The following is an 11,968-nucleotide window of genomic DNA, read 5'->3' as shown; positions in this document are numbered from 1 at the left end:
TCGCGCAGGTAACGCAAGCAACCGCAATCGGTCCGGGTGGCCCCCGGTGGAAAGCTCTCCAATCCAGGAAACAGCGAGGGGGGTTTCGCCCTGCGAGCGGGTTGGGCAGAATCGGCTCTGTTCCACAAAAACGACAAGGGAATGCCATGCGCCATCTGCTGATTGCGGCCGGGGCCGGCCTGCTGCTCGCGACAGGCTGTGCCTCCAACGAGACCCGTTCCACCGATTCCAGTGACCGCGCGGCCGAGGCCGACACCCCGGCCGCGACCGCGGATGTCCCGGCGGATGCACCGGTCATCCGGGTCGCCCGTTCGGTGCCCTACAGTGACGATGCCACCATCGCCAGCAATATCCGCCAGGAGTGCAACCTGGAGGAACAGTTCTCCGAGTTCATCGCCCACTATGGCGCCGACCAGGGTCTGCGGTTCGAACGCGAGGCGAGCGTCAACCCCTCCGCCGGGGGTCAGGTACTGGTGGTGGAGCTGACCGACGCGGTCAGTGGCGGCAATGCCTGGATCGGCCATCGCAAGGTCACCGAGGCCGCCGGCACGCTCTATAGCGATGGTCAGGAGGAGGCCAGCTTTACCTCGCGGCGCTTCTCCGGTGGCGGTGCGTTTGGTGGCTTCAAAGGGTCGTGCTCGGTGCTCGGCCGCACGGTGCAGGCGATGGGCCGCGACATCGCGACCTGGTCGGCGGCGCCGGTGGACGGCGCCCACCTGGGCGACTAGTCGCAGGCTGCGGGTTCGCCCGCGACCCGCGGGCCCGACGGATCGTCCGTCACCCGCTGCATCCAGTCGACCAGTCGGGTGGCGGTGGCTGGCCAGTCCGGGGCGTGCAGGAGCAGGTGCGGCCAGTGCGGTTCGGTCCAGACCTCCGCCCGCTGCCCGGGATGCGCGCGGGCGGCGGCGCATACCGAGGTTTTCAGGATGGTCCCGTCCTGCTCGCCCCACAAATAGACCACCGGTGCCGTCACATGGTGGATGTGATCGGTGGCGTACTGCGCGAGCCAGACCACGCCGGCATAGGTATCCAACCGCACTCGACGGATGACCCGTGGATCATTGGCGAATCGCTCCACTGCGGCGGGGTCCAGGCTGTCGGCGTAGTCGGGGTCGATGGTGAGCGTCAGGCCTCCGGCCAGGGTCTCGCCGGTGCGCACCGCGGCGTCCCAGAATCCGCGCGCGGGTATGCCGCCACGCAGACCCGGGGCCACCCCCATCACGCCGGCGACATCGAGTTCAGGATGCGTGGCGAGGCTGGCCAGTGCGGCCGATCCCCCCATGCTCTCCCCCAGCAGGAAGACGGGTCGGTCCGGATCCTCCGCGCGGGCGGCATGGACCATGGCAACGACATCGTTGATCACGGGCTGCATCCCCGGCCAACGCCCATGCGGCTCGCTGGCGCCATGCCCGCGCTGATCCAGGGCATGAACACTGTAGCCGCGTTCGGCCAGCCACGGACCCAGGGAGGCATACGCCCCGGCATGGTCGCGGAAGCTGTGCAGGGCGATCACCACCGCCGCCGGGGTATCGGCCGGCCAGTGGCGGATGCGGTCGGGGGCAAACGCGGTCGCGGTGGGGGTTTGCTCGGCAGAGGTTGAGTCCGCGCGCATCGAGTCACGCTCCGGGACGGCGGCACAGCCGGCCAGGGCCAGCAGCACGCCCGGCAGCAGCCAGCCACCGGCCCGCGCGGCGCGGCGGCTCACGCGTCATAACCCCAGGTCATCCCAGATCTCGTCGACCCGGCGTTTCACCGCCTCGTCCATGGCGATTGGCCGCCCCCATTCGCGATCCGTCTCGCCCGGCCACTTGGAGGTGGCGTCCATGCCCATCTTCGATCCGAGACCGGACACCGGGGAGGCGAAGTCCAGGTAGTCGATCGGGGTGTTCTCCACCAGCGTGGTATCCCGCGCCGGGTCCATACGCGTGGTGATGGCCCAGATCACGTCCGTCCATTCGCGGGTGTTCACATCGCCATCGACCACGATAACGAACTTGGTGTACATGAACTGACGCAGGAACGACCACACGCCCATCATCACGCGCTTGGCGTGGCCCGGGTACTGCTTGCGCATGGAGACCACGGCAAGCCGGTAGGAACAACCCTCGGGGGGCAGGTAGAAGTCCACGATCTCCGGGAACTGCTTCTGCAGGATCGGGATAAAGACCTCGTTCAGGGCCACGCCGAGGACGGCGGGTTCATCCGGGGGGCGGCCGGTGTAGGTGGAGTGATAGATCGGGTCGTCGCGGTGGGTAATCCGGTCAATGGTGAACACCGGGAACTCGTCGACCTCGTTGTAGTAGCCGGTATGATCGCCGAACGGGCCTTCGGGCGCGGTGTCGCCCGGGTGGATATGGCCCTCCAGCACGAACTCGGCCGACGCCGGCACCTCGAGGTCGGAACCCATGCAACGGGTAACCTCCGTACGGCTGCCACGCAGCAGGCCGGCAAAGGCATATTCCGACAGGGTATCGGGCACCGGGGTGACCGCGCCGAGGATGGTGGCGGGGTCGGCGCCCAGGGCGACGGCGATCGGAAACGGTTCGCCGGGATGGGCGCGGGTCCACTCCTGGAAATCCAGCGCGCCGCCACGATGCGACAGCCAGCGCATGATCACCCGGTTGCGACCGATCACCTGCTGGCGATAGATGCCCAGGTTCTGGCGCGACTTCTCGGGGCCGCGCGTGACCACCAGCCCCCAGGTGATCAGTGGGCCGGCGTCCCCGGGCCAGCAGGTCTGCACCGGGAGGGTCGACAGGTCGACCGCGTCGCCTTCGATCACATGGCGCTGGCAGGCGGCCCCGCGGGTCTTCTTCGGGGCCATGTCCAGGACCTTGCGGAAGACCGGCAACTGCTCCCAGGCGGCCTTCAGGCCCTTGGGCGGATCCGGCTGCTTGAGGAAGGCGAGGAGGCGTCCCACCTCGCGCAGGGCCTCGACCGAGTCCTCGCCCATACCCATGGCCACCCGCTCGGGAGTACCGAAGAGATTGGCCAGAACCGGGATGTCGGACCCGGTGGGGTTCTCGAACAACAGGGCCGGGCCGCCGGCGCGCAGCACGCGGTCGGCGATCTCGGTCATCTCGAGGTTCGGGTCCACCTCGCGGGTGATGCGACGCAGTTCGCCGCGCTGTTCGAGGCCGTCGATGAAATCGCGCAGATCCTTGTACTTCACGGGTCGCTCCCAGTGGTCAGGCGGGCCGGTGAGTGGTCGCGGCTAGTCGGAGAATTCCGCCCAGACCGGGGCATGGTCGGAAGGGCGCTCCCAGGAGCGCGGTTCGCGATCGATGCCGGCGGCCTGCAGGCGCGCCTGCAGGGGCGCGCTGGCCAGGACCAGGTCGATGCGCAGACCGCGGTTGCGGCGGAACGACGCGGCGCGATAGTCGAACCAGGAGAACTCCGCCTCCGGCTGGTCGAAGGCGCGGAAGGTATCGACCAGGCCGAGACCGGTGAGCGCCGCCAGGGCCTCGCGTTCGGGCGTGGAGCAGAGGATGCGTTCGTGCCAGGCCTCGGGGTCGTGCACATCGCGATCGTCGGGGGCGATGTTGAAGTCGCCCAGAACCACCAGGTTCGGATGCCGGGCGATCTCGTCGGCCAGCCAGTCGCGCATGCGTGCCAGCCAGTCGAGCTTGTAGGCGTATTTCTCGGTGCCGACGTTCTCGCCATTGACCACGTACAGGTTGACCACGCGGATGTCGCCAATGGTTGCAGCCAGGATACGGCGCTGGGCGTCCTCGAGCCCGGGCGGGTCGGTGACGATCTCGGTCGCCTCGGTGCGCGAAAGGATTGCCACGCCGTTGTAGGTCTTCTGGCCGGAGTACACCACCTGGTAGCCGGCGTCCTGAATAGCGGCCACGGGGAAATTCTCGTCGGTCAGCTTCGTTTCCTGCAGCGCCAGGATGTCGGTGCGCGAGCTCGAGAGCCACTCGAGCACCTGCGGCAGGCGCACCTTCAGCGAATTGACGTTCCAGCTGGCGATCTTCACGCGGCGTCCTCCAGGCCGCTGTGGCGCAACAGGGCATCGATCTCGGGATCACGACCCCGGAACGCCCGGAAGGAATCAGCGGCGGGCCGTGAGGCTCCCGCCTCGAGGATCTCGTGCAGGTAGGCGGCGCCGACTTCCGGGGAGAACAGGCCCTCTTCCTCGAAGCGGCCAAAGGCGTCCGCGGACAGGACCTCGGCCCACTTGTAGCTGTAATAGCCAGCGGCATAGCCGCCGGCGAAGATGTGGCCAAAGCCGTGGGCGAAGCGGTTGAATTCCGGCGGATGCACCACCGCGATCTCTTCCCGAACCGCCTCCAGCAGGTGCTGGATGGCGGCCGCGTCGCCCGGGGGCGGACCGGCGTGCAGGCGCATATCGAACAGGGAAAACTCGACCTGGCGCAGCAGCTGCAGGGCGGCATGGAAGTGACGCGTGCCCAGAAGACGCTGGTAGAGGTCCTCGGGCATCGCCTCCCCGGTCTCGTGGTGACGGGCAAACAGGTCCAGGGCCTCGCGCTCCCAGCACCAGTTCTCCATGAACTGGCTGGGGAGTTCCACCGCATCCCACTCGACCCCGTTGATGCCGGCGATGTCCGGTTCGTCGACGCGGGTCAGCATGTGGTGGAGTCCATGCCCGAATTCGTGGAACAGGGTGATCACCTCGTCATGGGTGAACAGGGCGGCCTTGCCGTCCACCGGAGGGGTGGAGTTGCAGGTCATGTACGCGACCGGCAGTTGGGCGCGATCACCCGAGACAAAGCGGTTGCGGCAGACATCCATCCAGGCGCCCCCGCGCTTGTTCTTGCGGGCGTAGAGATCGAAGTAGAAGCCGGCGCGTTCCGCGCCGTTCGCGTCAAAAATACGGTAGAAGCGGACATCATCATGCCAGGTCTCGACGCTGTCGTCAGGCTCGAAGCGGACCTGGAACAGGCGCTGGACCAGGCCGAACAGGCCGTTCACGGCCTGGTCGGCGGGGAAATAGGGCTTCAGCATCTCCTGGCTCAGGCCCAGGCGCCGTTCGCGCATCTTCTCCGCGGCGAAGGCCATGTCCCAGGCCTCCAGGGTCTCCAGATCGAGCTCGTCCCGCGCAAAGCTCTGCAATTCCTCGAGGTCGCGTTCCGCCCGGGGGCGTGCGCGGTGGGCAAGATCCAGCAGGAACCCTTCGACCTGTTCGGCGCTGGTGGCCATCTTGGTCGCCAGCGAACGCTCGGCATAGTGGGCGAAGCCCGTCAGATCTGCCTTTTCCGCGCGCAGCTGCAGGATCTCGACCATGATCTCGGAGTTGTCATGGTTGCCGGCCCCCGGCCCGCGATCGGAGGCTCGCGTGGTGAAGGCCTCATAAACCCGGTAACGCAGCTCGCGATCCTCGGCATGGGTCATCACCGCGAGGTAACTCGGGATGTCGAGGGTGACGACGAAGCCCGACTGATCATGGTCGCGGGCGTTCTGGGCGAGCATGGCGCGATCCGACTCGGGGATGCCCGCCAGGGCCGCGGGATCATCGGTCTGCCAGGTCCACGCCTGGGTGGCATCGAGCACATTCTCCTCGAAACGAGCAGTGAGCTCGGACAACCGGGCGTTGATCGCGCGCAGCCGGTCGCGCTGGGGCTCGGGAAGGTCCACGCCGCTGAGATGAAAATCGCGCAGCATGTCGTCCAGGACCTTGCGCCGGGGGGCCGGGAGATCTCCATATTCGTCGCTGTCGGCCAGGGCACGGACGGCGCGGTACAGTCCCTGATGCTGCGAAACCCAGCTGCCATAGTCGGAAAGCAGGGGCAGGCTGGCGTTGTAGGCCTCGCGGATCGCGGGGCCGTTCATCACGGCGTTCAGGTGGCCGACCGGGGACCAGACGGCATCCAGACGGGCATCCAGTTCCTGCAGTGGTCGGATCAGCGAATCCCAGCTCGGGTGGTCCCCGGCCGCTTCCACGAGACGGTCGATCTCGGTTCGATTCTCGACCAGCACGGTTTCCACCGCCGGCAGCACGTGTTCGGGTTCAATGGAGCGGAAGGCGGGCAGCCGGTCGGTCTGCAGCAGGGGATTGGACACGGTCTCTCCAGGGGTCGGGTGAGCCAGGGTCGCGCGAACCGGTCATGGCACGCGGGCGCGACTGCCTGCGGATTATGCCATTCGGACCGCATCCCCGGGAGGGTGTTCCCCCTGGGGTTTGCGTCCCGATTCAGGATGACGAGTCGGGCGGCGGGCCGATGGGAGCGAAGGCTCGATAGCCCGCGAGGCGCGCCAGGGGGCCCAAGGCCCAGTGCCTGCGCATGGCGGAAAAGTCGGCTACCGCGGCGTTGTATCGCGCGAGGGCGTCAGTGATGGCCTGATCCAGGGCCGCAACGCGTTCCGGTGTGCGCCCGACAACCGCCGGCGGTAACTCGTTTTCTTTTGATAATTCATATAGATAGGAGTCCCACGTGGCTCGAATGCTGCGCTCGGTTCGGGCCAGCGCGGGGAGATCGCCGCGGCGTCGGGCAGCCTCCTGCGCACGCAGGGCGGTCTGGACGTCGACGAGCGGATCGGGGTCGGCCAATCCCATCATGTGCAGGAGGCCGTTGCGTTGCGTAAGCAGTGTGTCCAGGCGATTCCAGGCGGAGACGACCCGGCGTTCGTGGATTGCCAGGTGGGTGTGCAGCCGGAAGCCGACGAGGCTCAGGACCACCAGCGTGAGGATGACAGCCAGGACCTCCATGCGCAGGGGCTACATTCGGGGCGAGGCGGGGCCCGTCAGATATCGACGTTCTCCGCGCTCAGCGCCCGTGTCTCGATGAAGTCGCGTCGGGGTTCGACCTGGTCCCCCATCAGGGTGGTGAAGATCTCGTCGGCCCGGATCGCGTCCTCGACACGCACCTGCAAGAGGCGGCGGGATTCGGGATTCATGGTGGTTTCCCAAAGCTGGTCCGGGTTCATTTCGCCCAGACCCTTGTAACGCTGGGTGGCCAGGCCGCGGCGGCCTTCGTGCAGCAGCCATTCCATGGCTTCCGAGAATCCCTCGATCAGGTGGACCCGCTCACCGCGCTTCATGTAGGCGCCTTCGTCCAGCAACGCATTGAGTCGGGCGGAGAGGTCCAGCACAGCCTGGAAATCACGCGAGGCCAGCGTATCGTCGTTGATGTACTGGGACAGGGCCGCGCCGTGCTCGATCCGGTCCAGGCTCAGCTGGGCATGGCCGTCGCGGTCGGTCACTGCCCCCAGGCTGTAGCGCGTCGCGCCGGCCTTGTCGCTGGAGAGCCCCTCGAGGATGCGGCCGAACCAGGCCTGTACCTCCGGATTGGTGACGCTACGCGGCTCCGGGATGGCGTCGGCCTCGAGCATCGCCCAGAGGATGCGCGGGTCGTACATGCGGCCCAGGCGCTCGACCGCGCGGGCGGCCTTCTGGTAGCCCTTCACCAGATCCTCGAAGGCCTCGCCGGTAATGGGCGGGGCATCCGGGCTGGGATAAAGCGCGGCACCATCCAGGGCCAGAGAGATCACGATCTCGCCCATCTCGGCCTCGTCGCGCACGTATTGTTCGCGCTTGCCACGCTTGATCTTGTACAGCGGCGGTTGGGCGATATAGACATGGCCGCGCTCGATCAGCTCCGGCATCTGGCGGAAGAAGAACGTGAGCAGAAGGGTTCGGATATGGGAGCCGTCCACGTCGGCATCCGTCATGATGATGATGCGGTGGTAGCGCAGCTTGTCCGGGTCGTACTCTTCCTTGCCGATACCGCAGCCCAGGGCGGTAATCAGGGTCCCGACCTCAGCCGAGCCGAGCATGCGGTCAAAGCGCGCCCGTTCGACATTCAGGATCTTGCCCTTCAGCGGCAGAATGGCCTGGAAATGACGGTCCCGCCCCTGCTTGGCCGATCCGCCCGCGGAGTCCCCCTCCACCAGGTAGAGCTCGGACTGGGCCGGATCCTTCTCCTGGCAGTCGGCCAGCTTGCCGGGGAGCCCGGCGATATCCAGGGCCCCCTTGCGGCGGGTCACCTCGCGGGCCTTGCGGGCGGCCTCGCGAGCACGCGCGGCGTCCAGGACCTTCTCCGTAATCGCCTTGGCCTCCTGCGGATTCTCCAGCAGGAAGTTGTTGAGGGCGTCCGACAGCACACTCTCCACAATCGGCTTGACCTCCGAGGAGACCAGCTTGTCCTTGGTCTGGGAGGAGAACTTCGGATCGGGCACCTTCACCGACAGTACGGCCGTCAGGCCCTCGCGCATGTCGTCGCCCGCCGTGGCCACCTTGGCCTTCTTGATCAGGCCTTCGGTCTCCAGGTACTGGTTGATGGTCCGCGTCAGCGCCGCGCGGAAGCCCGCCATGTGGGAGCCACCATCGCGCTGCGGGATGTTGTTGGTGTAGCAGAAGATATTCTCCTGGTAGGAGTCATTCCACTGCAGCGCCACCTCGACCGCATAGTCATCTCGCATCTGGTCGGCATAGACCACGGTGGGATGCAACGCGGTCTTCTTCTGGTTGAGATGCTCGACGAAGGCCCGAATCCCGCCCTCGAAGACGAACGTCTCCTCGCGGTTGTCGCGATGATCGCGCAAGGTGATGCGGACCCCCGAGTTCAGGAACGACAGTTCGCGCAGACGCTTGGCCAGCACCTCGTAGTGAAAGTTGATGTCGGTAAAGATCTCGGGGCTGGGCCGGAACCATACGCGGGTGCCGTGGCGGTCGGTCGTGCCGGCCTCGGCCAGCGGCGCCGCGGGGACCCCGAGGTGGTAGGTCTGTTCGTGGCGCTTGCCGTCGCGATGGATCTCGAGGCGCAGCTCTTCCGAAAGGGCGTTCACGACCGAGACACCCACACCGTGAAGCCCGCCGGAGACCTTGTACGAGTTGTTGTCGAACTTCCCGCCGGCGTGCAGGACGGTGAGGATGACCTCGGCCGCGGACTTGCCTTCTTCTTCGTGGATATCCACCGGGATACCGCGACCGTTGTCACTGACGGAGACCGCGTTGTCCTCGTGGATCGTGACCTCGATGCTGTCGCAGTAACCGGCCAGGGCCTCGTCGATGGAGTTATCGACGACCTCGAAGACCATGTGGTGCAGGCCCGTCCCGTCATCGGTATCGCCGATGTACATCCCGGGTCGCTTGCGCACGGCGTCGAGACCCTTGAGGACACGGATCTGGGAAGAATCGTAGGCGGCGGGATCTTGGGATTCGATATCGGACATGCAGGTGGTCATCCGGCGAGTTGCAGACACGCCAGTATAGCGCAAAGACGGGGGCGACCGGTGGGGGGGCGTCGAGAGGCCGCGGGAGCGTCGGGGCGTCCATGGGCCCGCGACAGCGAAGAGGATCAGGCGAGGGTGCTCGGTGTGACGCGGCCATGTTTCACGTGGAACAATTCGCCCGCGTCCGCTCCAACCAGCCCCGGCACCGCATCCTCCACGGCCGTCACCAGGATCTGCCAACCCGACACCCTCAGTCCGGCCATCAGCCCCTCCACCGCCTCCCGGTCCAGTTCGGAGACGACATCGTCCAGCAGCACCACGGGTGCCCGACCGCACTCGCGTTCCAGCATTCGGGCCTGCCCCCCAACCAGCGCTGTCACGACCCGCTTTTGCTCCCCCCGGGAGGCCTCGGCTGCCGCCCGCCCCGCCAACCGGAGGTCGATATCCGCCCGTTGTGGCCCGACCTGCGCGAACCCGCGCTCCTCGTCGCTGCCCCGGCTACGCTCCAGGGCCTCCCCAAGACTGCGGTCCCGATCCCACCCCATGCGAACCCGCAAGCCCAGGTCGCCCAGCCGGTCGCCAAACCCGAATCGTTCCGCTGCCTCTGCGGTGCCCCCTTCCCAAGCCTCGACGTACCGCGCCCGCGCCTCGCTGATCGCCACCCCGAATTCCACCCACGGGCGTTCAAACTCCCGGGCGGCAGCCCGGTCGCCGGTGCGGAGGGCCGCATTGCGCTGATCGTGGGCGCGTTTCCAGCGTTGCCAGTTCTCACGGTATCCCGGGATTGAATGAAAACAGCCCCAGTCCAGCAGACGACGCCGCTCCTCCGGACCCCCGGTCAGCAATTCGAACGAACCGGCATGCAGGGTGCGCACCGGCAGCCATTCGGCCACCGTCGCATGGCCCTCCATCCAGCGACCATCCAGGCGGGATCGCCGCGCCCCATCCCAGACGACGCCCAGGCGGTGCGCCCCGCCACGCCCGTCGCGGACCTCTCCGCCAACCCAAAGCGACTCGCCGCCCGTACGCAATACCCGCCGTAATTGCTGCGTCCGGAACGAACGCCCCGCCGCGAGGATGTGGACGGCCTCAAGCACCGAAGTCTTTCCCGCGCCATTCGGGCCAATCAGGCGATTGATCCCCGACCCCAGTGCCAGCGTCTGCTCCTCGAGATTCCGCACCCCCTGCCACCAGAGCGACTCCAGCACACAACCTCCAGCCTACGGAAACACGAATTCATCGACACGCTCGCGCTCGAGTCGCTTTTGCGTGCGTTTAATGCGCTGCGACGGCCGTGCAGTCATTCTGCTACAGGTGAGCCGCAACGCCGTGCGCGCGCCCGTTGTCATTAAAAACGAGCGGCCGAGCCCCTTCGTTGATTCGGTTGCGAGGTTGGCGCCCCCTGTTCCCCGATCCTGCGTTGCGCCCCGAATCCATCAGAAACGGGCGGGTAGAACTAGCCGATGCACGACGCGTCCGGTCTCGGAAAACCCGGGATACCAACGCGAGCGTATACATGGATCGGTGTTTCCCTAGAGCCGCATCGGCATGACGACGTAGCGTGCCCCGCCTGGCGGTTCCGCCTGGATCAGGATGGACGAGTTGCCGTCGCGCAGCCCGATCCGCACCTGGTCGGTCTCCAGCACATTCAGCACATCCGCGAGGTAGCCCAGGTTGAACCCGATCTCCATCGGGCCCCCGTCGTATTCCGCCTCCACCGACTCCTGGGCCTCTTCACGATCGGCGTTATGGGTCATGACCTGACACCCGCTCTCGCCCAGCACCATCCGCACGCCCCGATACTTGTCGCTTGCCACAATCGCGACGCGCCCAAGTGCCTGCTTCAGGATCTCGCGGTCCACCCGCAGGGTCGCCGGCAGATCCGCCGGGATCACCCGTTCGTAGTCCGGGAACCGTCCTTCGATCACCTTGCTGCGCAACACCGCGCTGCCGAGTTCGAACACCACCTGGTCTTCCCCGAAGCCGATGCGCACCGACGTGTCGTCATCGGCCAGGTTGCGCCGCAGCTCGGCGACGGCCTTGCGCGGCACGATACGTTCGATTCGCTCCTCCACCGGCTGCTCCAGCTCCACCTCGGCCAGCGCCAGCCGATGGCCATCCGTGGCTACCGCACGCAGGCTGTTGCCACTGGCCACCAGCAGGAGCCCTTGCAGGTAGTAGCGCACGTCCTGCTGAGCCATGGAGAACATCGTGGCCTCGAGCAATCGGCGTAGCCGATTCTGCGGCACATCCAGCACGGCCTCGGACCCACGCGCCTCCCAGTCGGGAAAATCTGCCCCCGGGAGCGTGGCCAGACTGAAGCGCGAGCCTCCGAAACCGACCGTCATGCGTTCGCCCTCGACCTTCGCGCGAATCTCGCTGTCGGCCGGTGCGGCCTTGACCACGTCGAGCAGCTTGCGAACCGAGACCGTGACATCGCACTCCCCGGGAATTGCGCCCTCGGCGCCGGCCTGCCAAGCGAGTTCGAGATCGGTGGTGTCCATCCGGATCGCGCCATGGTCATCCGGGCGCAGGCGCACGTTCCCGAGAATGGGCATCGTCAATCGTTTCTCGGCCGCGCCCACAATCCGTTGCAGCGCTTCGGTCATCGTCTCGCGATTGAAAGACAGTTCCATGGCGATGTCCTGTATCTAGTCTGTTTAGATATTCATCTAGTGATAATAAGAGGCCGACTTCCCTGTGAAGAAAACCCTATACATTCTTTTTAATCAGCAACTTGATAAGATTCCAGGGGCTGCCGATACCTCTGTGAAGCCTGTTGCCAACCTGTGGACAGTTTGGCCGTCGAATTTTTCCACGAATCCATACC

9 protein-coding genes are annotated in these 11,968 nt (G+C 66.4%); 1 reads left to right on the top strand and 8 read right to left on the bottom strand.

All coding sequences use genetic code 11. The features are described from left to right. Positions 1 to 146: 146 nt before the first annotated feature. Positions 147 to 728 carry a hypothetical protein gene (locus F627_RS0100285; protein ID WP_019582946.1) on the top strand — a complete coding sequence of 194 codons (582 nt, stop codon included), beginning with the start codon at positions 147 to 149 and terminating at the stop codon, positions 726 to 728. On the opposite strand, the gene F627_RS0100280 is transcribed toward F627_RS0100285, so the two are convergent. From F627_RS0100280 to dnaN, 8 genes are all read right to left on the bottom strand, one after another. Then, on the bottom strand, positions 725 to 1,705 hold the full coding sequence (locus F627_RS0100280; protein WP_019582945.1) for an alpha/beta fold hydrolase: 981 nt from the start codon (positions 1,703 to 1,705) through the stop codon (positions 725 to 727). The two genes, F627_RS0100285 and F627_RS0100280, sit on opposite strands and share 4 nt — an antisense overlap. Before the next feature lie 3 nt (positions 1,706 to 1,708). After that, positions 1,709 to 3,172: a 4-hydroxy-3-polyprenylbenzoate decarboxylase gene (gene ubiD, locus F627_RS0100275; RefSeq protein WP_019582944.1), complete on the bottom strand. Its 1,464-nt coding sequence runs from the start codon at positions 3,170 to 3,172 to the stop codon at positions 1,709 to 1,711. 42 nt (positions 3,173 to 3,214) lie between these two features. After that, a complete protein-coding gene (gene xth, locus F627_RS0100270; protein WP_019582943.1) occupies positions 3,215 to 3,982 on the bottom strand; it encodes an exodeoxyribonuclease III in 768 nt (255 codons plus the stop codon). Further along, the gene (locus F627_RS0100265; RefSeq protein WP_019582942.1) at positions 3,979 to 6,027 is read right to left on the bottom strand and encodes a M3 family metallopeptidase; all 2,049 of its coding nucleotides are present in this window, start codon (positions 6,025 to 6,027) and stop codon (positions 3,979 to 3,981) included. Before F627_RS0100265 ends, xth begins: the two co-directional genes overlap by 4 nt. 130 nt (positions 6,028 to 6,157) lie before the next feature. After that, positions 6,158 to 6,673, bottom strand: a complete 516-nt coding sequence (locus F627_RS0100260) for a hypothetical protein (protein ID WP_019582941.1) — start codon at positions 6,671 to 6,673, stop codon at positions 6,158 to 6,160. A gap of 35 nt (positions 6,674 to 6,708) precedes the next feature. Further along, on the bottom strand, positions 6,709 to 9,138 hold the full coding sequence (gene gyrB / locus F627_RS0100255; protein ID WP_018867605.1) for a DNA topoisomerase (ATP-hydrolyzing) subunit B: 2,430 nt from the start codon (positions 9,136 to 9,138) through the stop codon (positions 6,709 to 6,711). A 125-nt stretch (positions 9,139 to 9,263) separates the two neighbouring features. Continuing rightward, positions 9,264 to 10,346 carry a DNA replication/repair protein RecF gene (locus F627_RS0100250; RefSeq protein ID WP_019582940.1) on the bottom strand — a complete coding sequence of 361 codons (1,083 nt, stop codon included), beginning with the start codon at positions 10,344 to 10,346 and terminating at the stop codon, positions 9,264 to 9,266. A gap of 324 nt (positions 10,347 to 10,670) precedes the next feature. After that, entirely contained in the window at positions 10,671 to 11,774 is a 1,104-nt protein-coding gene (gene dnaN, locus F627_RS0100245; RefSeq protein ID WP_018876792.1) for a DNA polymerase III subunit beta, read from the bottom strand. Positions 11,775 to 11,968 lie beyond the last annotated feature (194 nt).

It is taken from the genome of Thioalkalivibrio sp. ALE16, from assembly GCF_000381305.1.
In the GTDB taxonomy this organism is placed as follows: Bacteria; Pseudomonadota; Gammaproteobacteria; order Ectothiorhodospirales; family Ectothiorhodospiraceae; genus Thioalkalivibrio.
Note: the sequence above shows the minus strand (reverse complement) of the source record. Positions and strands in the feature narration are given on the sequence as shown.